We start from the raw sequence: 25593 nt of genomic DNA, 5'->3' as shown, positions 1-25593 counted from the left end.
GTGCCCGGTCACGGGCTTGTCGCGACGCTTGTGGGGGTTACCCATGAACTCTATGACCGCAATCGTGACGTCCCTCACGGCGGAGCGAATAGTCGTGCGCGGCCCGCCACCCAACGGGCCGGTCGCGTCCGCTCCCCCCGGTGGCGCGACGAGAACGAGCCTACGGCGAAGGAGCCGAGCGGATGACCCCCACCACGAACGGGAAGCAGACCAGAAGAGCGGACCGGACCCACTACCTGTACCTGGCGGTGATCGCGGCCGTGATCGCGGCGATCGTGGTGGGTCTGGTCGCGCCGAAGTTCGCGGTGGAGCTGAAGCCGGTCGGCACCGGCTTCGTCAACCTGATCAAGATGATGATCTCCCCGGTCATCTTCTGCACCATCGTGCTGGGTGTGGGCTCGGTCACCAAGGCGGCGAAGGTCGGCCGGGTCGGCGGCCTGGCGCTCGGCTACTTCCTGCTGACCTCGACGGTGGCGCTCGGTATCGGTCTGCTGGTGGGCAACCTGCTGGAGCCGGGCAGCGGGCTGCACCTGACGTCGGCGCTGGCGAAGTCCGGTCACGCGCAGGCCGCGGCGGGCGCCTCGTCCAGCACCGACTTCCTGCTCGGGATCATCCCCACCACCCTGGTGTCCTCGCTGACCCAGGGCCAGGTCCTGCAGACCCTGCTGGTGGCGCTGCTGGTCGGCTTCGCGCTGCAGGGCATGGGCCCGGCGGGCGCGCCGATCCTGCGCGGCGTCGAGCACCTGCAGAAGCTGGTGTTCCGGGTGATGTCGATGATCATGTGGGTCGCGCCGATCGGCGCGTTCGGCGCGATGGCCGCGGTGGTCGGCGCGACCGGCACGGCCGCGCTGAAGAGCCTCGCCGTGATCATGATCGGCTTCTACGTGACCTGCGTGCTGTTCGTGGTCGTCGTCCTCGGCCTGCTGCTCCGGCTGGCCGCCGGGGTGAACATCTTCAGCCTGCTGCGCTACCTGGGCCGGGAGTTCCTGCTCATCCTGTCCACCTCCTCCTCCGAGAGCGCGCTGCCCCGGCTGATCTCCAAGATGGAGCACCTCGGAGTGAGCCGCCCGGTCGTCGGCATCACCGTGCCGACCGGCTACAGCTTCAACCTCGACGGCACCGCGATCTACCTCACCATGGCCTCGATCTTCATCTCCGAGGCGATGGACAAGCCGATGTCGATCGGCGAGCAGCTCTCCCTGCTGGTGTTCATGGTGATCGCCTCCAAGGGCGCGGCGGGCGTCACCGGCGCCGGCCTGGCCACCCTGGCCGGTGGTCTCCAGTCCCACAAGCCCGCGCTGGTCGACGGCGTCGGCCTGATCGTCGGCATCGACCGCTTCATGTCCGAGGCCCGCGCCCTCACCAACTTCGCGGGCAACGCCGCCGCGACCGTCCTGATCGGACACTGGACCGGCGAACTCGACCGCGAGCGGATGAACGCCGTCCTGACCGGCGCGCTCCCCTACGAGGAGAACGCGGGCGCGCCCGAGACCGCCCACCTGCCCGCCCAGGCGCAGGCCCCGTTGGCGGAGCCGGCCGTCTGACGGCCGACGCCTTTCGCACCGTTCGCCCCCGCCGGGGTTCCGGGTTCGCCCGGACTCGGCGGGGGCGTCGCCGTCTGCGGGCCCGACCACGGGCCGGGCGGCAGGTCAGGCCGGGCGGCAGGTCAGGCCGGGTCGGGGGTGGTGCCGGAGAGGGCCCAGGCGAGGCCGGTGGCGGGGTCTTCCAGGGCGAGGTGCAGATGGCGGAGGTCGTCGCCCGGTTCGGTCCAGGCCAGGCAGTGCAGGCGGGCCACCAGCGCGTCGATGCCGGCCACGCCCGGGCCGCTCATGGCGGTGAGCAACTCCCATACGGCGAGCCGCCCTTGGGCCGCCCCTCGGTCGGGGTGGGCGGACCCGAGATGGACCAGCGCCGGGTACAGCGCGGCGAACGGCAGCGGCCCGCCGGTGACGTCCGGCCCGGCGGCGAGTTGCGCGGCGGCGTCGGTGGCGCGGCCGCGCACGCACACGGCGGTGGTCCAGTCGGACAGTCCGGCGAGCAGAGCGGTTGCCGGGAGCCCGGTCAACCGGGCGCCGGGGGACGGGAGTTCGAGGACGCCGAGACCTTCCCGGGTGGGCGGCGCCAGGTGCAGGGCGCGCCGGGCGCCGCCGCCGGGCAGGTACTCGCGGACCCGGGTGTCCCGCTCCCACCCGCTGTCCTCCCACGGGCGCAGCCGGTACGGCACTCCCGTGTCCCCGCCGGGCGTCTCGTCCCCGAGCAGGGCGCGGGTGTGCGCGGCCAGGCGGCGGATCGCGGGCGGCAGCGGCAGCGCGGCCAGCACCGGCCAGGGGTGGCGGGTGGCGAGCACCTCCCACAGCGGCCCGGCATCGTGGTCGCCCTCCGTCGCCGCCGCACCGGGCCCGCCGTCGGGGTCGAACAGCCGCGCCGCGACCGTGGCGGGCGCACCGTACGCCACCAGGTGCCCGAGCGGCCCCGCCAGCGCATCGCCGAGCGCCCTGGCCAGCCGGAACCGTTCCAGCAGCTCCCCCCAGCACCCCCGCGCGGCCAGCCACTGCCCGGACGGCCCCCACCCGTACCGCGCCGGCCGCACCGGCCCCGTCCCGTTGTCGACAATCATCCGCTCAATGTACGACCGCTCCCGGAGCCCGGCCCGCCGACGCGACGGTGACGGAGCGTCACGCCGGGCCCGGCTCGGTGGTCGGGCGGGCCGATCGTCCTTCGCGGCGGGCAGCGACGGCCGCCGGGTCGCCAGGTGGAACGGGACGGAGGGCGCGGGTGAGGCCGGTCAGCGGGAGCTCGGTGCCGAGGATGCGTTCGGCGGCGCGGTGGCCCGAGAGCAGGGCGCCGTGGACGGTGGCCGGTTCGTGGCCGTAGGTGGCCTCTCCGGCGAAGTGGAGGACGCCGTCGACGGGTTCGGCCATCGCGTCGTGGTCCTCGTGGCGGGAGCCGACGGCCACGTAGGAGTACGAGCCGAGGGCGAGCGGGTCGGAGGCCCAGCGGGTGATCCAGTGCCCGACGGGGTCGGGGACGCCGTCGCCGTGGATCCCGCGCAGGGCGTCGAGCACCGAGGCGACGATCTCCTCGTCGGTCCGCTGCTCGATCTCCCGGGCCCAGTCGCCGCCGGCGAAGGTCAGCAGCATCGGCTCGCCGCTCACCGCGGAGACGTCGTACCAGGAGTGCCAGGGGACGCCGGCCCGGCCGTGCTGCCGGATCGCGTGCACGCCCTCCGGCCAGAACCGCTCCGGGAAGCGGAGGAAGACCTTGTTGAACGCGCCCATGCCGAGCCGGGCGATCGGTCCGGCGACGGCGTCCGGCAGGGCGGGCGTGAACGCGATCGTCCCGGGCTTCGAGCACGACCACCCGCTGTCCTGCGGCGTGCAGCAGCCGGGCGGCGGTGAGGCCGGCGATTCCCGCGCCGACGACGATCGTGTCCAACATCTGTACCGTTCCAGGGAGTTCGGGGAGGGCGGGGGTTGAGGGTGGGGGTCAGCCCGCGTGGCCGAGCTGGGTGAGGCCAGGTCCAGGGCGTCGGCGAAGAAGTCCGCGGCGGCGGTGTCCAGGCACAACGGAGGCTTGATCTTCAGGATGTTGAGGTGGTCGCCGGTGGGTTGGACGACGACGCCGAGGTCGAGCATGCGCTCGCAGAGCTCGGCGGTCTCCTCGGTGGCGGGCTCCAAGGTGCCACGGTCGCGGACCAGTTCGAGACCGAGGTAGAGGCCCGAGCCGTGCACCGCGCCGACGATCCCGTGACGGTCGGCCAGCGCCTGGAGCCGGCGCTTCAGGTGGCCTCCGACGCGGACGGCGTTGCCCTGGAGGTCCTCGTCGCGCAGCGCGTCCAGGACGGTCAGTCCGACGACGCTGGAGACCGGGCTGCCACCGGTGGAGGAGAAGAAGTAGCCCTGCTCGCGGTACCGTTCGGCGATCGCCCGGGTGGTGACGACCGCGCCGAGCGGGTGCCCGTTGCCCATCGCCTTGGCGACGCAGACGATGTCGGGAACGACCTGCTGCTGCTCGAACCCCCAGAACCAGTGCCCGAGCCGGCCGTACCCGGCCTGCACCTCGTCGGCGACGGCCAGGCCGCCGTGCCGGCGGACCGCCGCGTACACCTCGGCGAGGTAGCCGTCCGGCAGCGCCACTCCCCCGGCGTTGCCGTAGAAGGTCTCGCTGACGAACGCCCCGGCCGGGCGCCCGGCAGCAGCCAGGCCGTCGATCACCGCCGCCGCCCCGGGGGCGTAGCGGGCCGCGTCGGCCCCTCGGTGACGGCCCCGGTAGGGGTTCGGCGAGTCCACCGTGTGGACCCAACTCGGCCGGGTGGCAAGGGCGTTCGGGTTGTCCTGGAGGGAGGTGGACACCGCGTCGGAGGCGTACGTCCACCCGTGGTAGGCCTCGCGGAGAGCGATCACATCGGGCTGCCCGGTGGCGCCGATGGCCAGTCGCAGGCCCAGATCGACCGCTTCGGAGCCGGAGTTGACCAGGAACACCGTGTCCAGCGGCGCGGGCAGCAGAGCGGCGAGACGCTCGGTGAACTCCACCACCGAGGCGTAGTGGAACCGCGAGTTGGTGTTCAGCCGCCGCAACTGCCGGGCCACCGCCTGCTCGACCCGGGGGTGCGCATGGCCCAGCGGGGTGACGTTGTTGACGATGTCGAGGTACGAGCGGCCGTCGGTGGACAGCAGGTGGTGGCGCCAGCCGCGTTCGATCCGGGGCGGCGCGGCGTAGTAGTGCTCCTGCACCGTCGCGAACACCTCGCCGCGCCGCTCCAACAGGTCGCTCCGCTCGGCTGTCGGCTCGGGGGCCAGGCCCAGCAGCGGGGCGGGGTCGGCGGTGAGCGGCAACCAGCCCGCAGCGTACTCGGGGCGCACCAGCGGCGGAACGGCCGGTCCTTCGGCCTCGGACAGCGCGAGGTGGACGGCGGCGCGGGCCGGCAGCTGGACGAGCTCCTCACCCGCGCCGACCTCCGCGCCCGCGGTCACCAGCGGATGGACGCCTGCGGCGAAGGACAGCGCCAACACCCGCTGCCCGTAGGCGAGTTCGAGCCTGCCCGGCCCGGCTTCCAGCACCCGACCGGCCTCGGGCGCCTGCGCGACGGCGGTCCGGCCGAGCCACAGGTCCACGCCGGTGGCGACGGTGGCCGGGGAGACGGCGGACAGCGCGGGCGTCCGGGAGAGCCGTGCGCCGCCCCACGGAGTGCGGACGGCCGCCGCACCCCGGGTCAGCGCGGCGGCTGCCGCCCGGTCCTCGGCCCCGGCTTCGAGCCAGGCGCCGCCGTCCATCGCATCGGCGTCGGTGGACAGGTCGAGGACGGTGAAGTCGTCGATTCCGCCCAGCAGTTGGTGCGTCGGCGGGGCCACCGGGACGGGCCGGTGGGCGAAGCCCGTCGCGTCCTGCACCAGGTTGGTCATCACGGCCGGCGGCAGGCTGGTGGCCTGCTCGAACATCCGCCACTCCCGGTCGAGCGCGGCCGTGGCGTAGGCGTTGTCCGCGTCAACGGCCGCCTGCTGCCGCCCACTCACCACCAGAACGGCCGTGCGCAGCACCACCAGCGGCCACAGCGCCCCGGCCTCGGCGGCGGACAGCGGCCGGACCGCGTGGAAGGCCCGGACCGCGGGCAGCACCTGGTGGGGTTCGACGCCGTCGTGGTGGAGCATCGAGGAGAGCTGGACGGCGAGTTCGCCGACCGCCCAACTCGTGGTCAGGTCACCGAAGTCGATGATCCCGTCGGGCATCGGCAGGCGACTGTCGGGGCGGCGGATCAGGTTGTCGTCGGTGAGGTCCAGGTGCACGGCCTGCACCGGCAGTTCGGCGGCCACCGCCTCGACCCGCGACCACGCCTCGGCGGTCGCCGCCAGCACGGCGGCCCGCCGCTCCGGCTCCGCGATGTGCCCGGCGAGCCGGGCCACCACCCGGTCGGCATGCCGCAGGTCCCACTGCAGAACGCGGTCGAGGCCGGGGTGCCGGAAGTCCCGCAGCGTGGTGCTGACCTTCCCGGCGATCGCACCCATCGCCGCGACGGTCGCCGCCGACAGGTGCCGCGGGCCGGACAGCGCCCCGCCGGGCAGATGCCGCAGCACCCGGGCCGTGACCGTCCCGCCCCCGGCGTCCACCACGGCGCGGCGCGGGGCGCCGTCGGGGTGGCGCAGCACGGTGGCCACGCGCAGCTCGGGGTGCGCCCCGGCTATCAGCTCGGCGGCGGCGTCCTGGGCCTCGACCTCGACGGTGCCGAAAGCCGGGTTGGCGATCTTCAGAACGCCGAGGACGGCTCCGTGCGGGTCGCGCGGGTCATGCGAGTCATGCGGGTCGCGCGGGTCGCGCGGGTCGCGCGGGTCGCGCAGAAGGAAGTTGGCGTCCTGCTGGCTGCCCAGTGGCTCGGCACACCCGGCTGTGCCGAGCTGCGTGGCGGCGAGAAGTTCGGCCTCGGCCGGGGTGATGCGCGCGGTACGGGAAGTGCGGGCCGGGACGATCGAATCGAGCGTTTCGGCACACGGATCGAGCGTGGAGGCGGTACGGCACGGTCTCACACCCGGGATCTCAGTACGTCGACCTCGCAGCCCGGCGCGAAGGGGTCGAAGCCGTGCTCGATCAGCCAGCGGACCACCAGCAGGCTCCGCAACGACCACCACGCCTGGATCACTTCGCGATTGACGTCGGTGCCGTAGCCGGCGAGGACGTCGTCGAGGTGTTCCTCGTGTCCGAGCGTGAAGGTCGCGAGGTCGTACAGGGCATCGCCCCGGCCCGCCTCGGACCAGTCGATGATGCCCGTGACCTCCTCGCCCTCGACGAAGACGTGCGCGATCTGCAGGTCGCCGTGCGTGAACGCCGGAGTCCACGGCCGGAGCGCGGCCTCGGCGACCCGGCGGTTGCGGGTGACCAGGTCGGCGGGCAGAACGCCGTTCGTCACAAGCGACTCGCACTCGGCGTCGAGTTCCGCTGCCAGCGCGACGACGCTCCGCCCGGCCCGCCCCGGTCTCGGCGGCAGCGGCGCGTCGTGCAGCGTCCGGATGGCGGCACCCGCCGCGGCCCACGCCGCCCGCGACCCGGTGGACGGCCCGCCGAGACGCCCGAGCGTCCTCCCCGGAAGAGCAGCCAGCGCGAGCACGGGCGGCCTGCGCCACAGGATCTCCGGGGTCGGGACGGGCGCGAGAGACATCGCCTCGACCTCGGCGTCGATGCGCGCCTGATCGGCGTCCACCTTCAGGAACACCTCACCGACGCGCAGAGTCACCCGCTCGGAATGGGCGACGACGACTTCGACTTCATCCATGGGCGCCCAGTATCCCGGCGACGACCGCCGGCGTCGCCGGGTTTGTCAGGTGCGATGCCTCGGCCTCCCGCCAGTACGGCGCCAAAGCGCCTTTGCCTGGGAGGACGGACGTTCACCGGAGCGGCGTGCACTTCTGCCGTTCTCCCGGGCGTCAGCGAGTGTGGTGTGGCGGTGCATCGCACCGGGTGACCTGGGGTTCCTCCCCGCATGTCCGCGGCTGTCGTGATCGTTGCGGCAGGTCGCAGATGAGAACGGCTGACGCCTTCCTGCGGCACGTGCGGCCCTTGTCGAGAAAGGACGCCAGGGCGGACTCTTGAGGACCGGAAGGGGGCTTCCCGCTGGCGGCACCGAGGCGGACCTGCGCGAGAATGAGCCCGACATGGACCAGATCCGTGCCGACGTCACCGCCGAGACCGGCATCGCGGCGCTCACCGACTTTGCCAATACGGTGCCGTATCACTGCTGTTCACGTTGCCGCAGGGGGTCACACGGGCGCACGGAGGGGATCAGTATGGCGGCGATCACGGTGGACGTGGCAGTTCCCGACGCGCTGCGGCCGGTCGTGGATGTGGCGGCGTTGCCGGCGGCCCTCGGTGACGCGGGGCCGGCGTGGCTGGTGCTGTCCGGGGACGGACGGCTGGCGCGGTGGACGCCGATGACCGGCGAGGTGCAGGACGTGGCCCGGTGTCGGGAGGAGAGGCCGGCGTCCGCATACGGTGGCGGCGTTCGACTGCGGCTTCATGTGTCTCGATGTGGCCGTTGGGCGGCGGTGGTTCAGGACCGCGGCCGGTACGGCACCGTCGTCGATCTCACCACCGGTGCGCCGGCGTTGACGTTGGACGGCGGGGATTACGGCTGTGAAACCGTCCCGTTCGCGTTGGCGTTCGCCGAACACGGTGGCCGGCCGGTTGTCGTCCATCGCACTGACTGGAACCGGTTGGATGTCACCGATCTCGCGTCCGGCGAGGTGCTTACGGCACGGGACAGCCCGGGCAGAGATGAGGAAGATGCGGAGTACGACCACGATTACTTCCACGGCGCGCTGTCGCTGAGTCCTGACGGGACTCGTGTCTACGACGGCGGCTGGGTGTGGCAGCCCTGGGGGATGCCGGCGGTGTGGAGCCTGGCCGCCTGGCTGCACGACAACCCGTATGAGTGCGAGGACGGGCCCAGCTACGCGGTGTATCCCGAGGTCTCGGAGTGGAACTGGCCGGTGGTGTGGATCAACAACGGGCGGATCGCGGTGTATGACCGGAACAATGCCGGCAGCGGCACCGTCCACGTCCTCGACCCCACCTCGATCGAACCGCGCTCGCCGGACGTCCGATGGATCAAGGCGGTCGCGACGTTCCCCTGGCCGGTCGGCGATTTCGGCTTCTTCACCGACGGAGAGCACCTGCTGATCGCCGACGAGACCGGCCTGCAGGCCGTCGACATCACCAGCGGACAGCAGGTGTTCACGATCGACGGATTCCGCCCGGCCCGTCAGGATCGACACACCGGAACCCTGATCCAGGTCGGCAGCGCCAAGGCCCGGTTGTGGACGCCACCGGAGTGGACTCCGCGCGCCGGCTGAACTGCCTTTCCCCGCAGGGCGCCGAGCGGGAGAACATCCGGGAGTCCACGCTGGAAGGGCTCGATACCGCCTCTCGCAAGGGCAATCACGGCGGCCGACCGCCGGTCATCACCGACGACATGCTGCACACCGTGCTGCCTCGCCGCGCGAACGGCGAGTCCGTCGAGCAGGTCCAGCCCGCCCTGATCATCCCCACCGGCAAGCGCAAGCGGCGCAACCCCTCGGTGGCCAGCATCTACCGGGCACTGGCCGAGCACGCCGAACGCGAGGCGCACCCCGAAGCTGCCGAGAAGGCCCCCGCCGACTTCGCCGCCCGCCAAACCGGCGAAGTCCCCGGCCCCGCCTGCTACTTGTCACTTCGCCGAAACCCGTGCCGGGCCGGACCATCCTGCGGCCCGATCGCAGCTGCTCGACCGGCCGGACCCACCGCAAGGGCCGTCTCCGAGGGTGCGAACCCGGGGAGACGGCCCTGCTGGTCAGGCAGCAGAGGCCGGGCGAGAGCCACGAGACCGGCGAACGCCTCACGGCCGGGACCGGCTGTGCCGAACTCCGCCCCTGCCGCCTCCGGTACCGCCCTCTCCGATACTGCCCCCTCCGGCACTGCCGGACGGTCAGCCCTCCACCGGCACCGTGCGCCCGCTGCCGAACACCCGCCAGGACGGGGCCGCGACCAGTGCGGCCAGCACGGGCGCGGCTGCGAGCAGCAGGCAGACGGGCAGCGGGAGCCGCTCGGTGAGCAGGCCGACCAGTGCGGTGGACGCCGAACCGCCCGCGTTGAATGCGGTGTTGACCCAGGCGCCGGCCCGGGTGCGCTGCTCGGGCGGGGCGATCTCGTCGGTGAGCAGGTAGGCGGTGGTGAGGGTCGGGGCGACGGCCAGTCCGGCGATCGCGGCAATGACCGCCAGGACGGGGACGGAGGGGGCGAGCGCGGCGAGGGCGAGCGCGGTGCCGAGGACGGCGGTCAGGATGGTCAGCCGGTTCCCGGACGTCGCACGCCAGTTGACGGCGCCCAGGGCGAGACCGCCGACCGCGCTTCCCGCAGCGAGCGCGGCCTCCACCCACGCGACGTCCGCGTCCCGCCCGTGCCGGCCGGCGAAGACCACGGCCAGCAGGCCGAACGCCCCGAGCCCCGCCCCGGCCCCGGCGGCGGCCGCCAGCGGCTGGCGGGCCCGGGACAGCAGGCCACGGGTGTGCGAACTCCCCTCCACAGCCGTCGAGTTGGCATCACCGGCGGCCGCCGTCTCACGCGGGACGGACACCGCCAGCGCGAGCGTCCCGCCGAGGACGAGCGCCGCGCTGAGCAGCACGCCGACGGCCGGGCGTGCTGCCGTCGCGAGCACACCGGCCAGCAACGGGCCGGTGACGTACAGGAGTTCCTCCGCGACGGTGTCCAAACTGTAGGCCCGGCGCCGCAGTTCGGGGTCGGTCACCAACCGGCTCCACTGTGCGCGGGTGACCGGCCCGAGCGGCGGGGCGAACACGCCCGCCGCCGCGGCCAGTACCAGCAGGACGGGGTACGGGGTGCCGGACTGCCACGTCGCGGCGGCCAGTCCGAGCAGGGTGAGCGCGTACCCGGCGGCCATCGGCGGCAGCACACGACGCGGCCCGTACCGGTCGACCATTCCCGCCCGGGCCGGGAACAGCAGGACGCTGACGGTGGAGAACACCGCCATCACCCAACCGGCCCGCGCGTACGAGCCGGTGGTGGCGGCGACGGCGAGCAGCAGGGACAGCGAAACGGTGCCGTAGGAGAGCCGGCCGATCAGGGCCGCGCCGAACAGCCGGGCCGCGCCGGGGGTGCGCAAAACAGCCCCATAGGACGAAGACATCGTGAAGTTCCTCGAAAGAGCCTGGCGCACCGCAGAAGCACGCCGGTGAACAGGGACGCCGAAGGCACCGCGCCACCGATCGTGGTGGGCGGTCGCCGTGCGGGGTCCTAGTCACGGATGAGGAACATGGCGGTCATGCTAGCCCACAGGCCCCGGCCGCCGTCCACGAATTACCTCACGTTCAGGCAGTCCACGAGGGCGGGAGCACCCGGCCCGCCCCCGAAGTCGAGGAACCACCCAGCGGCGGCGAGCGCCGTGTCACCGGCGCCCCGCCGCCGCATGGGTCGCCGCAGCCGCTACCCCGCGCTCGCCGCGTAGATGCGCTCGGCGAACTCGGCGAGTTGGTTCTCCGGAAGGTGCCTGGCCAGGTCCGCCTCGCTGATCATGCCGACCATCCGCTTGTTGTCGATCACGGGGAGCCGGCGGATGCGGTGGCTCTCCATCTCGCGCAGGACCTCGTCGATTCCCGCGTCCGCGTCGATCCAGCGCGGGGTGCCCTCGATGATCTCGGACGCCTTGCAGTCGGCCGGGTTGAGGCCCTGCGAGACGCATTTCACCACGATGTCACGGTCGGTGATGATCCCGCACAGCCGTTCGCTGTTCGTCTCGTCGCCCACGGGCAGCGCACCCACGTTCAGCTGGCGCATCAGCTGGGCGGCGTGCAGGAGATTGTCGCTCTTGGTGATCCAGTGAGCACCCGGATGCATGATGTCCTTGGCCTTGGTCATGCCGTCCTCCTGGTTACAGCCGGTTATTCGGTGCACGTCCGCGGAAGTCGCGGCCCGCGCTACGGCGTTGTGCCCCTCGTCCAGGGTGGCCCCGCGGCGAGGTCCCCGCGAATCGAACCGGCCCCGGTGCGACACCCACCCGGCCGACCGGGGTCTCAACTACCGGTCTGCGCCAGCACTCTGGCCGCGTGCACCTTCCCGGCGTGCTCAACGAGGTTGATCAGCACCGTCTTTCCGGATCCCCGCTCGCGCGCGTCGCACAGCACCACCGGGGTGCCGGAATCGAGATCGAGCGCCCGCGCGACCTCCTCGGGGTGGAAGGCGCGGGTGCCGTCGAAGTGGTTGACGGCGACCACGAACGGGATGCCCCGGTGCTCGAAGAAGTCGACGGCGGGGAAGCAGTCGGTGAGGCGGCGGGTGTCGGCGAGGACCACGGCGCCGAGCGCACCCTGGGCGAGTTCGTCCCAGAGGAACCAGAAGCGGTCCTGGCCGGGGGTGCCGAAGAGGTAGACGGACAGGCCCTCGCGGATGGTGATCCGGCCGAAGTCCATGGCGACGGTGGTGGTGGTCTTGCCCTCGACGCCGCCGAGGTCGTCGATGTGGGTGCCGGCGGCGGTCAGCTGTTCTTCGGTGCGCAGCGGTTTGATCTCGCTGACGGCACCGACCAGGGTGGTCTTGCCCACACCGAAACCGCCCGCGACCAGGATCTTCAGGGCGAGGTCGGTGTCAGAGCGCGCGAAGTCCATGGATGACCTCCTGAAGGATGTGCTCGTGCGGGAGCAGGGCCGGGGGGACGGGGCGGCTGACCCGGATGTGTTCGGCGTCGAGGAGGTCGCCGAGCAGGACCCTGACCACGCCGAGCGGCAGGTCGAGGTCGGCGGCGATCTCGGCGACGGACAGCGCGTTGCCCCGGCACAGGTGGAGGATGGCGGTCTGTTCGGGTCCGATCGGCAAGGCGGCCGGGTCGGGGACGTCGGTGACGACCAGGGCGATCAGGTCGAAGGGCTGGCCGGGGCGGGTGCGGCCTTTGGTGAGCGCGTAGGGGCGGACCATCGGACCGGCGGCCTCGTCGTACCACTGGACGGGGCGGTCGGGCGGCGGCGGGTAGCCGAACCGGGAGCCGGGCAGGTAGTGGCGCGGGGGGTAGGCCAACTCGGTTCACCCTTCCCGGAGTTCACGTGGGGCGGCGTGCAGGTGTTCGCCGACCCGGCGCACCAGGCGGGCCATCTCGTAGGCGACCAGGCCGAGATCGGCGTCCGGGCCGGCGAAGACGGCGAGGCAGGAGGACTGGCCGGCGGCGGCGACGAGCAGGTAGCCGCGTTCCAACTCGACCATGGTCTGCCGGACTTGACCGGCGTCGAAGTGTCGGCCGGCACCCTTGGCGAGGCTGTGGAAGCCGGAGGCGACGGCGGCGAGGTGCTCGGTGTCCTCGCGGGCCAGGCCGGTGGAGTTGCCCATCGACAGGCCGTCGGCGGAGAGCATCACGGCGAACTTGACCTGGGCGGTTCGGGTGACCAACTCGTCGAGCAGCCAGTTGAGTTCGCCGGTGTGGTGGGCGGTGCCGATCATCGGGAACGGTCTCCTCGCTCAAAGGGACGGGGGTCGGGGGCGCTGCCGCGGGCCCAGCCGCGCTGGAACGCGGCCATCGCGGTGCGGGCCTGCTCGGGGTCACGTTCGGCGGGTGCGGCGGGGCGCAGCCCGGGCCGGGCCGCTTCGGGGGCCTCGCGCAGTTGGGGTGCGAGGCTGGCCTGCCGTACCCGGCGCGGGAGTTGGTCGTCCCCGTCGGCGGACAGCGCCGGCGACGGCGCGGACGGCAGCTGTGGCGCGGGCGGCAACAACGGCGCGGGCGTGGGCGGTTCGGCGAGCGCGGTGGCGGCGGCCCGCCCGGGCCCGGGCACGGGCACCGACGGCGGGATCAACGGCCGTGCGGGATAGGCCACTTCGGCGAATCCGTCGGGCGCGAGGTGGTCCGCTTCGGCGGCGCGCAGGTCGAGCAGCTCGGTCGGCAGCAGCACAACGGCGGTGGTGCCGCCGTACGCGGACGGCCGGAGCGCGACCTTGACGCCGTGCCGCTTGGCGAGCCGGCTGACCACGAACAGGCCGAGCCGGTCGCTGTCGAACAGGTCGACCTGGTCGCTGGCGGCGATCCGCCGGTTGGCGTCGGCGAGGGCTTCGGGGCCCATGCCGAGGCCGCGGTCCTCGATCTCCACCACGTAGCCGGTGCCGACCTGTTCGCCGCGGATGTGGATTTTGGTGTGCGGGGGCGAGAATCCGGTGGCGTTCTCGACGAGTTCGGCGAGCAGGTGGGTGAGGTCGGCGACGGCGGGGCCGGTGACGGCGGCGTGCGGGAGGCGGTGGACGTCGATCCGGGCGTACTCCTCGACTTCGGCGACGGCGGCGCGGACCACGTCGGTGAGCGGGACGGGTTTGCGCCAGGCGCGGCCGGGGGTGGCGCCGGAGAGGATGATCAGGCCTTCGGCGTGGCGGCGCATCCGGGTGGTGAGGTGGTCGAGCCGGAACAGGTCGTCGAGTTCGGCGGGGTCCTCGGTGCGGCGCTCCATGGCGTCCAGCAGGGTGAGTTGGCGGTGCACCAGGACCTGGCTGCGGCGGGCGAGGTTCACGAAGACGCCGGAGACGCCGGAGAGCACTTCGGCGCGTTCGACGGCGGCGGTGACGGCGGCCCGCTGGACGGTGTCGAGGGCCTGGTGGACCTGGCCGATCTCGTCGCCGCCGTGTTCCCGCAGCGGCGCCTCGGTGTCCACGTCGACCTCGTCGCCGGACCTCAGCCTCCGCATGGTGGCGGGGAGTTTGCGTCCGGCGAGTTCGAGGGCGGAGTTGCGCAGGGCGTGCAGTTCGGCGACCAGGCCGCGGCCGATCTGGACGGAGATCAGCAGTGAGGCGAGGACGGCGAGCAGGCCGAGCAGCACGGTGGCGCCGGAGGTGGTGAACAGGCCGAGGGCGTAGGGGTCGGAGCGTCCGGCGGCGGTCTCCCCGGCCTGCTGTTCGACGGCGGCGAGTTCGTGCGCGGTGGTGGCGGCGACGGTGCTCCAGCGCTCGGCGGGGACGGCGGCGAGCGCGGCGCGCGGATCGCCGGCGGCGGTGACGGCTTCCTCGTAGCGGCGCAGTTCCTGGTAGTCGGTGCCGTTGGTGACGGTGGCCAGGGCGGCCCGGTCGGCGGGGCGCAGGTCGGGCGCGGCGGCCTGCTCGAACTGGGCGCGGGCGTAGGCGGCCTGCAGCACCGTGCGGTACTGGGTGTCCTCGAGTCGCCCGGCCCGGGTGGCGGCGCGCAACAGGGCGTCCTCGCGGGCGAGTTGTTCGCGGGAGCGGGCGAATTCGAGCAGCGCGCGGGCGTCGGCGGCGACCCGGTGGTCCTGCAGGGCGGTGAGCGAGCCGGCCACCGCGAGGGCGTTGTCCACGGCGGTGGTGTAGGTGCTGTACGTGTCGTCCCAGCGGGCGCCGTGGCCGAGGATCTGCCGGCGCAGCGCGGGGAGGGCGGCGACAGCGCGGGCCAGGGTGTCGAGGCGGTCGGCGGTTTCGCTGCCGAGCCCTTCGGCGTCGGCGCGGTTGTAGCCGGGGGCGAGGGTGAGCGGGGCGGCGGCGTTGTCGGTGTTCTGGGCGGCGGCCCGCAGTTCGCTGTCACGGACGGCGTCGGGGCCCGGGGTGGCAAGGAGTTGGCCCGCGGCGGCGCGTTCGGCCTGCAGGGCGGTGACGGTGCGGTCGAGGGGGGCGCGCAGGGTGGTCTCGATGTTCTTGATCCGCAGCAGGTCCCAGACGTCGCCCGCGGTGCTGACGGTGGCGAACGACCACAGGGCCATCAGCGCGACCACGGGGAGCATCAGGACGGCGACGATCCTGGCCCGGACGGTGCGCGGGCGCAGGCCGGGGCGAGTGAACGGGGCGGCGGGCAGCGGCGTTTCGTCGGCGGGCGGTCCGGCGTGGGCGCCGCGCCGGGGCGCACCGGAACGGTTGCGGGCGGGCCGGCGGGGGGCGCCGGGGGCGGGTGGTCCGCTGCGGGAGGTGCCTCGGGGTGGGCGCATGGATGGGGCGGCCTTTCGGGGTCCGGGGACGTCGCGTTGGGCTGAGGGGTGGCGCTGGCGGCCGATCAGGCGGCGCGGCCGAGTTCGTCGGCGCCGAGTTCCTCGACGGCGAGTTCGCCGGCCTCGCGGTAGGCGGCGCGTTCCTGGGCGGTCGGGGAGAGTGCGACGAAGGCGGCGGTGAGGAACAGGAACGAGCCGAGTCCGACGGCCAGCGGGAAGACGAACTGCATCGCGGTGGCGCCGCCGAGGCCGGTGCGCGCGGGTTCCATGTGGACGTGCACGGCGGCCATGCCGGTGTAGTGCATGCAGCTGACGGCGATGCCCATGACCATCGAGGCAGCGGCGGCGGCGTACATGTTGCGGATGGTGACGGCGGCCCAGAGCGCGGCGGTGGCGGCGGCGACGGCGATCAGCACGGAGAGCGCCACGGTGCCGAACTGGTAGCGCAGTTCGCCGTGGATGCGGACGGCGGCCATGCCGAGGTAGTGCATGGCGGCGACGCCGAGGCCGGTGGTGAGGCCGCCGAGCAGCAGGCTGCGGCCGCGGTGGCGGCCGTGGCCGACGAGGAACACGCCGAGGCCGACCACGGCGATCGCGACCAGCAGGCTGAGCACCGTCAGCGGTACGTCGTAGCGCAGTTCGGTGCCGTCCACGGCGAAGCCGAACATGGCGACGAAGTGCATGGTCCAGATGCCGGAGCCGATCGCGGCAGCGGCGGTGAGCAGCCAGTTGCGGCGGGAGGTGCCGGTGGCGGACAGCGCGCGCAGGGTGCAGCGCAGGCCGAGGGCCGCGCCGACGCAGGCCATCGCGTAGGAGAGGACTGGGGTGAGCCAGCCGACACTGAAGTGGTCCATCGATCCCATGGGTTGCCTCCCGCGAGTGCCCGGCGGCGCTCGCCCGCGCTCTTGTTGGTCCGGGGCTCCTGGGTGCCAGGGCTCTTGTTGATCCGGGGACGCTGGACGCTACCCAGAGTTGATAGATGGTCACCAGAAGATCTGAAAAGCACCACGCGCCGTGGGTGCGATGTGCTCGAATGGGCCCGCGGCCTATGCCCGCAGCACGGTCCGGCGGCGCCGAAACCTTTCCGAGGTGCGGGCTGTCGGCCCGACCCGCTACTCTCCGCGTACTTTCCAGTTGGAACATCAATTCGAGGATCTACGTGTCCAATCCCGTCCCGCCCCCGCCGACCGACGCGTTCGCCGCTCCCGCGTTCGCCGCTCCGGGTGCCGAGACCGCTTCCGCCCCGCTGGCGCAGCTCCACGGCCCGTTCTGCTGCTTCTGTGGCTCGGTCCCGGCCGTGGAGACCACGGTCCGTGGCCACCAGGGCTTCGTGGTGCTCATGCGCTTCCTCAAGCTGCGGGGCCCGTTCTGCCGCGACTGCGGACTGGCGACGGTGCGTCGGATGACCTCGAAGAGCCTGTGGCAGGGCTGGTGGGGCATCGGCTCGCTGCTGATCAACCCGATCACCATGCTGAGCAACCTGGGGGCCTGGTCCGCGGTCCGCCGGCTGCCCGCGCCGCTGCCGGGCGCGCCGCGCACCCCGATGCCGGTGGGCCGTCCGCTGTGGCAGCGGGTGGAGATCCTCGGCCTGCTGCTGCCGGTGCTGCTGGTCTCCGCGCTGGTCTGGAACGGCGGCCACTCCTGGCGCGACACGGGCTCCGGCCCCGCCCCGACCCGGGTGAACGTCAGCCCCTACCCGGCCCCCACCTCCAGCGCCGCCGACCCGGCGAACGTGAAGGTCGGCGACTGCCTGCACCAGGCCGGCAGTTCCACCCGCGCCTTCATCGTCGTGGTCGACTGCCGTGCCGCGAACGCGGACTCCAAGGTGGTCGGCCGATCCACCTCGACCGCTGATGACGCCTGCGACGCCTACCCCGAGAGCGACAACCGGCTCGTCCGGGACAGCGGCGCCCACCCCGTCACCCTCTGCCTGGTGGCGCTGCACAACTCCGTCTGACCCCACCCGGCCTTCGGACCGCCCGCCCCCGCGTCTTGCCGGGGGCGGGCGGTCCCGCGTCGGTCAGCCGCGCGGCGTCAGCTTCAGCCGCACCGGGCCGCGCGCCTCCAGGGTGATGCCCTGGCCGAGCGGAACCTCGGTGTCCACGGCGGTGATCTCGAACTCCCGCAGCAGCACGGCCAGCGCGAGCACCGACTCCAGCATCGAGAAGTGCTGGCCGATGCAGGCCCGCGGGCCGCCGCCGAACGGGTACCAGGCGTAGCGGTGACGGGCGGCCTCACGCTCGGGGGTGAACCGGTCGGGGTCGAAGCGCTCGGGGTCCTCCCAGTGGCCGGGGTGGCGGTGCGTCACGTACGGGGCGATCAGCACGTCCGCGCCGGCCGGGATCTCGACGCCGCCGACCACGGCGGACTTGACGGCCCGCCGGCCGACCGAGGGCGCGGCCGGGTAGAGGCGCATCGCCTCCTTCAACGCCCGTGTCATGTACGGGAGTTGGGTGTAGTCGGCAGCGGTGGGGCGGCGCCCGTCGGCGAGCAGCTCGGCGGCCTCCTGATGGGCGAGGCGCTGCTGCTGGGGGTGCTTGCCGAGCAGGTGCAGGGCGAAGGTCAGCGAGGTGGCGGTGGTCTCGTGTCCGGCCAGCAGGAAGATCAGCACCTGTTCGCGCAGTTCGGTGGCGTCGAGCTGGTTGCCGTCCTCGTCGCGGGCCTTGGCGAGCAGGCCGAGCAGGTCCTCCCCGTCCCGCTCCTCGGTGTCGCCCTCCGCGGCGCGCCGGGCGATGATCCCGTCGCACACCGCGTACAGCGCACGTTCGGCCTCAAGTGCCCTGCGGTGGCCGGGCAGTGGCCATTCGCGGGGCAGCCGGACGGGGGCGAAGCCGCGGTCGCGGACGAACGCGCCGAGGATCGGGAAGGCGTGGTGGACGGTCTCCACGGCCTGCTCGACGTCCTGGCCGAACAGGATGCGGGCCACCGTGCGCAGCGCGAAGCGGGACATCTCGTCGGCGGCGTCCACCGTCGCGCCGGGGGCGGCGGCCCAGCGCCGCACCAGCGATTCGGCCTCGATGCCGATGGCGTCCGCGTACCGGTCGACCCGGCGGCGGGTGAACAGCGGCTGGACCAGGCGGCGCTGGCGCAGGTAGTCCTCGTCCTGGGAGGTGAGCAGGCCGTTGCCGAAGCTGCCCCGGATCTCGCCGTAGAAGACGTTGTCCTTGCGGAAGTTGGCCGCTTCGGTGGCCAGCACCTGCTGGGCGCCCTCGGGCGAGGTGACCAGGTAGAACTCGCCGCGCAGCCCGGGCGGGCCGGCCTGGATGCGCACCACGTCGCCGTGGTCGCGCTGGGCGGCGACGTAGGTGGCGAGCGGGTTGCGCTTGAGGTCGAGCAACGAGCCGATCAGCGGCAGTCCGGCCGGGCCGGGCACGCGGGTGGTCGCGGTCATGGATTTCCCCCTCCGTCGGCGGGCGAACCCCGGACGGCAGGGGTTCGCTGACACTTCGTCAGTATCTCCCGGGCGGCGGAACATGGCGAGAGTCGTGATCACTGGCCGGACATGGCGCATGAGGTGTGGCACATGCGGCCCTTGAGTTCGGCTTGTGCTCGCTGGTGCGAGGGGGTCCGCCTGTTGAGCCCCGCAGTTGCGGCACTATGATCGGCTGATCGGCCCCCGACCGTCGCCGCCACCGCCTCACCAGCAGGGGAATCCACTCATGCGCAGCGCCCGAAGTCTCCTCGCCGCCACCGCCGTGCTCGCCCTCGCGGCGGCGCTGACCGCGTGCACCGCCAACAACTCCCCGTCGAACAACTCGGCGCAGAACGCCCCCAAGGTCGGGGGCACGGTGACGGTGTTCGCGGCGGCCTCGCTCAAGGAGTCCTTCACCGAGCTCGGCAAGCGCTTCGAGGCCGCCTACCCGGGCACCAAGGTGAGCTTCAACTTCGGCGGCTCCTCGGCTCTCGCCCGGAGCATCGTCTCCGGCGCGCCCGCGGACGTGTTCGCCGCGGCCAGCCCCGCCACCATGAAGACCGTCACGGACGCCAAGCTGACCGGCGAGGACCCGAGGGTGTTCGTGCGCAACACGCTGGAGATCGCCGTCGCCAAGGGCAACCCGAAGCACATCGCCGGTCTGAAGGACCTCGGCGGCGCGAAGACCGCGCTGTGCGCCAAGGAGGTGCCGTGCGGCGAGGCCGCCGCCACCGCGCTGAAGGCCGCCGGGGTGGAACTCACCCCGGCCACCTACGAGCAGGACGTCAAGGGCGCGCTCACCAAGGTCGAACTCGGCGAGGTGGACGCCTCGCTGGTGTACCGCACCGACGTGAAGGCGGACGCCGCGAAGATCGACGGCGTGGAGTTCCCCGAGGCCGCGCAGGCCGTCAACGACTATCCGGTCGTCGCCCTCGGCAAGGCGCCCAACGCCAACGGCGCGGCGGCGTTCCTCGGCTACCTGAACTCCATGGACGCCCGCCGGGTGCTCACCGAGGCCGGCTTCCAGGTGCCGTGAGCACTCCCCGAACCACCACCGCACCACACCCCCGGGGCCGGCGGCGGCCCCGGGGGACCACTCGTCCCCCCGCCGCGCTGCTGCTGCCCGCGCTGCTCGGCCTCGCCTTCCTCGTCCTGCCGCTGCTCGGGCTGCTGATCCGCGCCCCGTGGAGCGCGCTGCCCGCGCTGCTCACCGGCCCCGAGGTCTGGCAGGCGCTGCGGCTGTCGCTGATCTCCGCGACCGCCGCCACCGGCGTCTCGCTGCTGCTCGGCGTCCCGCTGGCCTGGCTGCTGGCCCGCACCGAGTTCCCCGGCCGCCGGCTGCTGCGCGCCCTGGTCACCCTGCCCCTGGTGCTGCCGCCGGTGGTCGGCGGCGTCGCGCTGCTGCTGGTGCTCGGGCGCAACGGCATCGTCGGCCGCTGGCTGGACTCGGCGACCGGCATCACCCTCCCGTTCACCACCGCGGGCGTGGTGGTCGCCGAGACCTTCGTCGCCATGCCGTTCCTGGTGATCAGCGTGGAGGGCGCGCTGCGCGCCGCCGACCCGCGCTACGAGGAGGCCGCCGCCACCCTCGGGGCGTCCCGGCTCACCGCCTTCCGCCGGGTCACCCTGCCGCTGGTCGCCCCCGGCATCGGCGCGGGCGCGGTGCTCGCCTGGGCGCGCGCGCTCGGCGAGTTCGGCGCGACCATCACCTTCGCCGGCAACTTCCCGGGCCGCACCCAGACCATGCCGCTGGCCGTGTACCTCGCCATGGAGTCGGATCCGGAGGCGGCGATCGCGCTCAGCCTGATCCTGCTCACCGTTTCCGTCGCCGTCCTCGCCGGACTGCGCAACCGCTGGATGTCCACCCCGTGACCGCCGCTCTGGACGCCCGCCTGTGCGTCGCCCGTGACACCTTCACCCTCGACGTCGCGTTCTCCGCGCAGCCCGGCGAAGTCCTCGCCCTGCTCGGCCCGAACGGCGCCGGCAAGTCCACCGCGCTGCGCGCCCTCGCCGGGCTGCTCCCGCTCACCTCCGGCCGGCTCGCCCTCGACGGCTCGGAGTGGGACTCCCCCGCCGCCGGCGTCTTCCTTCCCGCCGAGCAGCGTCCGATCGGCGTGGTCTTCCAGGACTACCTGCTGTTCCCCCACCTGTCCGCACTCGACAACGTCGCCTTCGGCCTGCGCTGCAAGGGACTTCGCCGCGCCGCCGCCCGCGCCGAGGCACTGCCCTGGCTCGAACGCATGGGCCTCGCCGAGCACGCCGGGCGCCGCCCCGCGAAGCTCTCCGGCGGCCAGGCCCAGCGCGTCGCCCTCGCCCGCGCTCTCGCCGTCCGCCCCCGCCTGCTGCTGCTGGACGAGCCGCTGGCCGCCCTCGACGCCCGCACCAGGCTCGACGTCCGCGCCGAACTCCGCCGCCACCTGGCCGAGTTCGACGCCGTCGCGGTCCTCGTCACGCACGACCCGCTGGACGCGATGGTGCTCGCCGACCGCCTCGTCGTCATCGAGGCCGGCCAGGTCGTCCAGACCGGCCGCCCCGCGGAGGTCGCCCGCCGGCCGCGCACCGACTACATCGCCCGCCTGGTCGGCCTCAACCTGTACCAGGGCACCGCCGACGGCCGCCACGTCACCCTCCCCGAGGGCCAAGTCCTCACCACTGACGAGGAGTTGACCGGCCCCGCGTTCGTCGCCTTCCCGCCCGACGCGGTCACCCTGCACCGCCACCGCCCCGAGACCAGCGCCCGCAACCTCTACCCCTGCACCGTCGCCGGCCTCGACCTCCACGGCGACCGCTTCCGCGTCGACCTCACCGGCCCGCTCCCCCTCGCCGCCGACCTCACCCCCACCGCCGCCGCCGACCTCGACCTCACCCCCGGCACCCGCGTCTGGGCCGCCGTCAAGGCCACCCGGACCCACGCGTACCCGGCCTGAGATCCTGCCCCGGTGCACCTCTTCTCGGACAACTCCCTCGCCCTCACCCAGCCCCCGCTCACCGAGGACGCCGTCGCCGACGCACAACACCTGCTCGGCGTCACCCTGCCCGCCGAGCTGCTCGCCCTGCTGCGCCATCGCAACGGCGGCGGCATCGCGGACGCGTTCGCCGCCTTCCCGACCCGGCGACCCACCTCCTGGAGCACCGACCACGTCCCGTTCGACCACCTGCTCGGCATCGGCCACCGGCCGGACGCGCTCTCGCTGCTCGACACCCCGTACCTGATCGACGAGTGGGAGCTGCCCTCGCCCGTGGTCCTGCTGTGCGGCGACGGCCACTACTGGATCGCCCTCGACTACCGCGTCTGCGGCCCGCACGGCGAACCCTCCGTCACCTGGCTCGACGCCGAGGACGGCACCGAACTCGCCCTCGCCCCCGACCTCCGCACCTTCCTCGAACAGCTCACCTCCGCAAGCGCGTTCGACGACTGATCGCCCTTCCCGCACCGCGCTACCATCGGGGCCGAACCTGCCCGCCCCGCACCGGAGTCCAGCTGATGAGCGCACCACGGATCGGCGTCGTGATCGTCACCATGGGCAACCGCCCGCGCGAACTCGCCGCCCTGCTCGACTCGGTGGACCGCCAGACCCTCCCCGCGCAGCGGGTCGTGCTGGTCGGCAGCGCCTGCCCGCTCACCGAGGTCGTGCGGCCGGGGATCGAGAAACTCCCCCTCACCGACAACCCGGGCTGCCCGGGGGCGCGCAACGTCGGCCTCCAGGCGCTGCTGGACGCCGGCGACATCGACGTGGTGATCGAGCTGGACGACGACGGGCTGCTGATCGCCGACGACGTCTTCCGGCGCGTCGCCGAACGGTACGCCGCGCAGCCGCAGTTGGGGATCGTCGCGTTCCGGATCGCGGACGAGCACGGCGAGACCCAGCGCCGCCACGTCCCCCGCCTGCGGGCGTCCGACCCGATGCGGGCCGGCCTGGTCACCGCGTTCCTCGGCGGCGGCCACGCCCTCTCGGTGCCGATGCTGCGCCGAACCGGCCTGTGGGCGGGCGAGTTCCGCTTCGGCCACGAGGAGACCGACCTCGCCTGGCGCGCCCTGGACGACGGCTGGACCATCCACTACGACCCGCAGGTGGTCCTCCAGCACCCGAAGACCTCCCCGGCCCGGCACGCCGTCTACTACCGCTACACGGCCCGCAACCGCGTCTGGCTCGCCAAGCGCCGCCTCCCCGCCGCCCTCGTCCCCCTCTACCTCGCCACCTGGCTGCTGCTCACCCTCGCCCGCACCCGCTCCCTCCCCGGCCTGGCCTCCTGGTTCGCCGGCTTCGCCGAGGGCCTCCGCACCTCCTGCCCACCCCGCCGCCCCATGCGCTGGCACACCGTGTGGCACCTCACCCGCCTCGGCCGCCCGCCCCTGATCTGACGCCCCGCCACTGCCCGCCCCTCCGCTGCCCGCCCGCCCCGCGCCCGGATTCGCGGGCGCATCAAATCCGTTGGCGCAGTCCGGCGCCTGAGCCAGGCTGCCCCTGGCTCCCCGCCGTCCGCACCGAGGACCGCCCCACCCTGCCCCCCTGCCGATGAGCACAGGCCCCGTGAGCACAGGCCGCAGCCGCCCGCCCGTCCGGTCAGGCGCAGACCAGGGCGACGATGAACGGATCCTCCCCTCCCGGCAGCTCCGACGCCGGATTCCGGACGGGGTGCCAGGTCAGGTCGGTGAAACCGGCCTGGCGGGCGGACTTCTCGTAGACGTCCGCGTCCCAGCGGGTGAACGCCAGCACGACCGGTGGCTCGACCGGGAACTCCAGGACGAGAGCGGTGCCCCTCGGTACGGGCCGGGCCGCCGTCACACACGCCCCGACGGGCTGCCGGTCCGGGTCGGCCGGGTCGTAACCGGGGTGGACCGTCACCGCGACCAGGCGGCCGCCGGGGGCGAGGTTGGCGCGGATGCCGCTGAACATGTCGGCCATCCGCCCGGGGTCCTCGGCGTAGTTGAACAGCCAGACGGCCACCGCCGCGTCAAAAACGCCCAGCACCGGCAGCGCGGCCGCGTCGTACTGGTGGTACACGACCCCCACAGGGCTCCGCGCCTCTTCTCCCCGGGCCAGCGCCACCATCTCCGCGGAGACGTCCACCCCCTCGGCGTGCGCGGCACCGAGCTCCTTGGCCAGCCGGGTGTAGCGGCCGAACCCGCAGGCCAGGTCGAGGACCCGGGCTCCCGCGAGATCCCCGAGCAGGGCGCGTACCGCGGGCTCCTCGGGCGAGCCGCCGTGGTTGCGCTTGAAGTCGGCGTACCGCTCGCCGATGGCGTCGTACTGGGCGGGTTCCTGCTCCCTCGCTGCCATCGAACACTCTCCTGACCGGACCGGTTCGGACATGCCGTGCACCAGAGTGCCAGAACACCGGGCGCCACACCCATCGATGGGACACAACTCGCCCCCGATGATCGGGCGTTGGCATCCCTCCCCACGCCCATGCGCACTCCGGGCCAGGAGCAACCGCGGTGTCGACGTCCCCTCCTCCCCGCAGCGCGCGGCCCTCGCCCTCGTCTGCCGATCGCCCCACCATCCGCCTGGGGATCGCAGCGCCTTGACACCTCAAGTCATTAGCCGCCATATTACTTGCATGACGAGGAACGAGGCCGACGGCGAGCAGCCCACACTGGAGCAGGCCGGATGGCAGCTGCGGCACTACGGCCTGGAGACGGACCCGCAGGCGGTACTGGTCGCGGTGCGGCTGATCTCCGCGGGTGCGAGGGTCGGCCGGGCGGCCGAGGCCCACTTCGCCAGGTTCGGGCTGTCGACGGGCCGCTACCGGCTGCTCTCGGACCTCGAAGGCCACGGCGGAGAGAAGTCCCCCTCGCAACTTGCGGCCGACCTCGATGTCTCCAGGGCCACGGTCACCGGCCTGCTGGACGGCCTGGAGCGCGAGGGCCTGATCGCCAGGCGCCCGTCCACCGAGGACGGGCGCGGCACGGTCGCGGTCCTGACCGCGCGCGGTGCGCAGCGCCTGCGCGACATGGCGCCCGAGCATTTCGGGCGACTGGAGGCGATGGTCGCAGGGCTCACCGTCGAGGAACGCACGGTGTTCCTGGACCTGCTCGCGCGTGTCGTGCGCGGCAGTTCGGCCCTGACCGCCGACTGACCCGGCCGACCACCGGGCCCGGGCTCCCGTCCCGTGGACGGGAGCCCTTTTCACGAGGCAGTAATTAGCCAACTAATTACCCTGCCGCGAAAGGCCCGTCAACGACCCGGCCACACCTTTCGCCTTTCGGACTCCAACGAGATGAAGAGGCCAAGATGCCCGCAACGAACGACAGAACCGGCCCGAGCCGGGCGGCCGCCCGGCCGTTCACGCTGTGGCGCGAGGTGGTGACCGCCTACGCCGCCCCCGCCCTGATGGCAGGTACCGCGGGAGTCGTCACCGGACAGGCGGACCTGACAGTGGCGGCCTGCACCTCCATCGCCGGCACTTCCGCGGTGGTGGCGTTCCTGGTCGGCGCCTGGCTGCGGCACGGCGGGCAGCCGCGACGCTGGACCACGACCCTGCCGCGCGTCGTCCTGACCGCGCTGCTCGTCGGTGCGACCACCGGTGTGGCGGCAGCGCTGGGATGGTTCGCCGCCGAGTGGCTGCCCGCCCGCACCTCGGTCCACGCCGCCCCCTGGCTGCGGCGACTGCGCATCGACCTGCCCGTCTCCGCCGTCCTCGCCACCACCATCGTCACCCTGCGCTGGCGCGGCACCCTCGCGAAAGCCCGGCCGTGACCGGCCCCGACACCCGGGCACCGGCGCCCGAACGCACCGACCCCACCCC

At 73.3% G+C, this 25593-nt stretch carries 22 protein-coding genes and 2 pseudogenes; 10 read left to right on the top strand and 14 right to left on the bottom strand.

Translation table 11 applies throughout. The features are described 5' to 3' along the window. Positions 1–182: 182 nt before the first annotated feature. Positions 183–1544 (top strand): cation:dicarboxylate symporter family transporter, encoded by a 1362-nt coding sequence (locus ACZ6R9_RS11055; RefSeq protein WP_380484611.1) that lies wholly within the window; start codon positions 183–185, stop codon positions 1542–1544. 122 nt (positions 1545–1666) lie between these two features. Here ACZ6R9_RS11055 and ACZ6R9_RS11050 read toward each other — a convergent pair whose 3' ends face one another. The 5 genes and pseudogenes from ACZ6R9_RS11050 to ACZ6R9_RS11030 form a co-directional block, all read right to left on the bottom strand. Further along, entirely contained in the window at positions 1667–2617 is a 951-nt protein-coding gene (locus ACZ6R9_RS11050; protein ID WP_465537855.1) for a serine/threonine-protein kinase, read from the bottom strand. Positions 2618–2675: 58 nt separating this feature from the next. Continuing rightward, positions 2676–3278, bottom strand: a complete 603-nt coding sequence (locus ACZ6R9_RS11045) for a flavin monoamine oxidase family protein (protein ID WP_380484607.1) — start codon at positions 3276–3278, stop codon at positions 2676–2678. A gap of 90 nt (positions 3279–3368) precedes the next feature. Next, positions 3369–3438, bottom strand: a pseudogene (locus tag ACZ6R9_RS11040) (hypothetical protein); the annotation flags it as partial. Between the two features lie 48 nt (positions 3439–3486). Further along, positions 3487–6461, bottom strand: a pseudogene (locus ACZ6R9_RS11035) (aminotransferase). A 53-nt stretch (positions 6462–6514) separates the two neighbouring features. Beyond that, positions 6515–7261 (bottom strand): phosphotransferase family protein, encoded by a 747-nt coding sequence (locus ACZ6R9_RS11030; protein WP_465537853.1) that lies wholly within the window; start codon positions 7259–7261, stop codon positions 6515–6517. Between the two features lie 379 nt (positions 7262–7640). Between ACZ6R9_RS11030 and ACZ6R9_RS11025 the strand changes: the two genes are divergently transcribed. Then, positions 7641–8837 (top strand): hypothetical protein, encoded by a 1197-nt coding sequence (locus ACZ6R9_RS11025; protein ID WP_465537851.1) that lies wholly within the window; start codon positions 7641–7643, stop codon positions 8835–8837. A gap of 611 nt (positions 8838–9448) precedes the next feature. Here ACZ6R9_RS11025 and ACZ6R9_RS11020 read toward each other — a convergent pair. The 7 genes from ACZ6R9_RS11020 to ACZ6R9_RS10990 form a co-directional block, all read right to left on the bottom strand. Then, on the bottom strand, positions 9449–10666 hold the full coding sequence (locus ACZ6R9_RS11020) for an MFS transporter (RefSeq protein ID WP_465537849.1): 1218 nt from the start codon (positions 10664–10666) through the stop codon (positions 9449–9451). A gap of 296 nt (positions 10667–10962) precedes the next feature. After that, a complete protein-coding gene (locus ACZ6R9_RS11015; RefSeq protein WP_380484598.1) occupies positions 10963–11394 on the bottom strand; it encodes a CBS domain-containing protein in 432 nt (143 codons plus the stop codon). A 155-nt stretch (positions 11395–11549) separates the two neighbouring features. Then, positions 11550–12140 carry a GTP-binding protein gene (locus tag ACZ6R9_RS11010; RefSeq protein ID WP_380484596.1) on the bottom strand — a complete coding sequence of 197 codons (591 nt, stop codon included), beginning with the start codon at positions 12138–12140 and terminating at the stop codon, positions 11550–11552. Then, the gene (locus ACZ6R9_RS11005; protein ID WP_380484834.1) at positions 12121–12447 is read right to left on the bottom strand and encodes a DUF742 domain-containing protein; all 327 of its coding nucleotides are present in this window, start codon (positions 12445–12447) and stop codon (positions 12121–12123) included. The genes ACZ6R9_RS11010 and ACZ6R9_RS11005 overlap by 20 nt, the downstream gene beginning before the upstream one ends. A 105-nt stretch (positions 12448–12552) precedes the next feature. Then, on the bottom strand, positions 12553–12963 hold the full coding sequence (locus ACZ6R9_RS11000; RefSeq protein ID WP_380484594.1) for a roadblock/LC7 domain-containing protein: 411 nt from the start codon (positions 12961–12963) through the stop codon (positions 12553–12555). Further along, entirely contained in the window at positions 12960–15431 is a 2472-nt protein-coding gene (locus tag ACZ6R9_RS10995) for a sensor histidine kinase (RefSeq protein WP_465537846.1), read from the bottom strand. Before ACZ6R9_RS10995 ends, ACZ6R9_RS11000 begins: the two co-directional genes overlap by 4 nt. 65 nt (positions 15432–15496) lie before the next feature. After that, positions 15497–16294, bottom strand: coding sequence for an MHYT domain-containing protein (locus ACZ6R9_RS10990; protein ID WP_465537844.1), 798 nt, complete (start codon positions 16292–16294; stop codon positions 15497–15499). 296 nt (positions 16295–16590) lie between these two features. On the opposite strand from ACZ6R9_RS10990, the gene ACZ6R9_RS10985 reads away from it, so the two are divergent. Further along, complete coding sequence (locus ACZ6R9_RS10985) at positions 16591–17388, top strand: LppU/SCO3897 family protein (RefSeq protein WP_380484589.1); 798 nt, start codon at positions 16591–16593, stop codon at positions 17386–17388. 63 nt (positions 17389–17451) lie between these two features. Here the strand turns inward: ACZ6R9_RS10985 and ACZ6R9_RS10980 are convergent, their stop codons facing one another. Further along, on the bottom strand, positions 17452–18822 hold the full coding sequence (locus tag ACZ6R9_RS10980) for a cytochrome P450 (RefSeq protein WP_465537841.1): 1371 nt from the start codon (positions 18820–18822) through the stop codon (positions 17452–17454). A gap of 268 nt (positions 18823–19090) precedes the next feature. Here ACZ6R9_RS10980 and modA point away from each other — a divergent pair, with 268 nt between their 5' ends. The 5 genes from modA to ACZ6R9_RS10955 all read left to right on the top strand — a co-directional run bounded on the left by modA (position 19091) and on the right by ACZ6R9_RS10955 (position 23206). After that, positions 19091–19879, top strand: coding sequence for a molybdate ABC transporter substrate-binding protein (gene modA, locus ACZ6R9_RS10975; RefSeq protein WP_380484585.1), 789 nt, complete (start codon positions 19091–19093; stop codon positions 19877–19879). Continuing rightward, a complete protein-coding gene (locus ACZ6R9_RS10970) occupies positions 19876–20715 on the top strand; it encodes an ABC transporter permease (RefSeq protein ID WP_465537838.1) in 840 nt (279 codons plus the stop codon). The genes modA and ACZ6R9_RS10970 overlap by 4 nt, the downstream gene beginning before the upstream one ends. Then, positions 20697–21770: an ABC transporter ATP-binding protein gene (locus ACZ6R9_RS10965; protein ID WP_380484832.1), complete on the top strand. Its 1074-nt coding sequence runs from the start codon at positions 20697–20699 to the stop codon at positions 21768–21770. The genes ACZ6R9_RS10970 and ACZ6R9_RS10965 overlap by 19 nt, the downstream gene beginning before the upstream one ends. A gap of 12 nt (positions 21771–21782) precedes the next feature. After that, entirely contained in the window at positions 21783–22262 is a 480-nt protein-coding gene (locus ACZ6R9_RS10960) for an SMI1/KNR4 family protein (protein WP_380484582.1), read from the top strand. A 65-nt stretch (positions 22263–22327) separates the two neighbouring features. Next, entirely contained in the window at positions 22328–23206 is an 879-nt protein-coding gene (locus ACZ6R9_RS10955) for a glycosyltransferase family 2 protein (RefSeq protein WP_380484580.1), read from the top strand. 202 nt (positions 23207–23408) lie between these two features. On the opposite strand, the gene ACZ6R9_RS10950 is transcribed toward ACZ6R9_RS10955, so the two are convergent. Continuing rightward, positions 23409–24125, bottom strand: coding sequence for a class I SAM-dependent methyltransferase (locus ACZ6R9_RS10950; RefSeq protein ID WP_465537836.1), 717 nt, complete (start codon positions 24123–24125; stop codon positions 23409–23411). A 280-nt stretch (positions 24126–24405) separates the two neighbouring features. Here ACZ6R9_RS10950 and ACZ6R9_RS10945 point away from each other — a divergent pair, with 280 nt between their 5' ends. Then, positions 24406–24924, top strand: coding sequence for a MarR family winged helix-turn-helix transcriptional regulator (locus ACZ6R9_RS10945; protein WP_380484576.1), 519 nt, complete (start codon positions 24406–24408; stop codon positions 24922–24924). Positions 24925–25079: 155 nt separating this feature from the next. Beyond that, the gene (locus tag ACZ6R9_RS10940; RefSeq protein WP_465537833.1) at positions 25080–25544 is read left to right on the top strand and encodes a hypothetical protein; all 465 of its coding nucleotides are present in this window, start codon (positions 25080–25082) and stop codon (positions 25542–25544) included. The last annotated feature ends 49 nt before the right edge of the window (positions 25545–25593 follow it).

This window comes from Kitasatospora sp. NPDC048662 (assembly GCF_055587065.1).
This window is presented reverse-complemented; position numbering and strand designations above follow the sequence as displayed.

What these genes read in the sequence shown, in the direction of transcription:
- ACZ6R9_RS11055 (WP_380484611.1), top strand. Translation starts at nt 183, where the DNA reads ATGACCCCCACCACGAACGGGAAGCAGACCAGAAGAGCGGACCGGACC.
- ACZ6R9_RS11050 (WP_465537855.1), bottom strand. Translation starts at nt 2,617, where the DNA reads ATGATTGTCGACAACGGGACGGGGCCGGTGCGGCCGGCGCGGTACGGG.
- ACZ6R9_RS11045 (WP_380484607.1), bottom strand. Translation starts at nt 3,278, where the DNA reads ATGGGCGCGTTCAACAAGGTCTTCCTCCGCTTCCCGGAGCGGTTCTGG.
- ACZ6R9_RS11030 (WP_465537853.1), bottom strand. Translation starts at nt 7,261, where the DNA reads ATGGATGAAGTCGAAGTCGTCGTCGCCCATTCCGAGCGGGTGACTCTG.
- ACZ6R9_RS11025 (WP_465537851.1), top strand. Translation starts at nt 7,641, where the DNA reads ATGGACCAGATCCGTGCCGACGTCACCGCCGAGACCGGCATCGCGGCG.
- ACZ6R9_RS11020 (WP_465537849.1), bottom strand. Translation starts at nt 10,666, where the DNA reads ATGTCTTCGTCCTATGGGGCTGTTTTGCGCACCCCCGGCGCGGCCCGG.
- ACZ6R9_RS11015 (WP_380484598.1), bottom strand. Translation starts at nt 11,394, where the DNA reads ATGACCAAGGCCAAGGACATCATGCATCCGGGTGCTCACTGGATCACC.
- ACZ6R9_RS11010 (WP_380484596.1), bottom strand. Translation starts at nt 12,140, where the DNA reads ATGGACTTCGCGCGCTCTGACACCGACCTCGCCCTGAAGATCCTGGTC.
- ACZ6R9_RS11005 (WP_380484834.1), bottom strand. Translation starts at nt 12,447, where the DNA reads ATGGTCCGCCCCTACGCGCTCACCAAAGGCCGCACCCGCCCCGGCCAG.
- ACZ6R9_RS11000 (WP_380484594.1), bottom strand. Translation starts at nt 12,963, where the DNA reads ATGATCGGCACCGCCCACCACACCGGCGAACTCAACTGGCTGCTCGAC.
- ACZ6R9_RS10995 (WP_465537846.1), bottom strand. Translation starts at nt 15,431, where the DNA reads ATGCGCCCACCCCGAGGCACCTCCCGCAGCGGACCACCCGCCCCCGGC.
- ACZ6R9_RS10990 (WP_465537844.1), bottom strand. Translation starts at nt 16,294, where the DNA reads ATGGGATCGATGGACCACTTCAGTGTCGGCTGGCTCACCCCAGTCCTC.
- ACZ6R9_RS10980 (WP_465537841.1), bottom strand. Translation starts at nt 18,822, where the DNA reads ATGACCGCGACCACCCGCGTGCCCGGCCCGGCCGGACTGCCGCTGATC.
- modA (WP_380484585.1), top strand. Translation starts at nt 19,091, where the DNA reads ATGCGCAGCGCCCGAAGTCTCCTCGCCGCCACCGCCGTGCTCGCCCTC.
- ACZ6R9_RS10955 (WP_380484580.1), top strand. Translation starts at nt 22,328, where the DNA reads ATGAGCGCACCACGGATCGGCGTCGTGATCGTCACCATGGGCAACCGC.
- ACZ6R9_RS10950 (WP_465537836.1), bottom strand. Translation starts at nt 24,125, where the DNA reads ATGGCAGCGAGGGAGCAGGAACCCGCCCAGTACGACGCCATCGGCGAG.
- ACZ6R9_RS10945 (WP_380484576.1), top strand. Translation starts at nt 24,406, where the DNA reads ATGACGAGGAACGAGGCCGACGGCGAGCAGCCCACACTGGAGCAGGCC.
- ACZ6R9_RS10940 (WP_465537833.1), top strand. Translation starts at nt 25,080, where the DNA reads ATGCCCGCAACGAACGACAGAACCGGCCCGAGCCGGGCGGCCGCCCGG.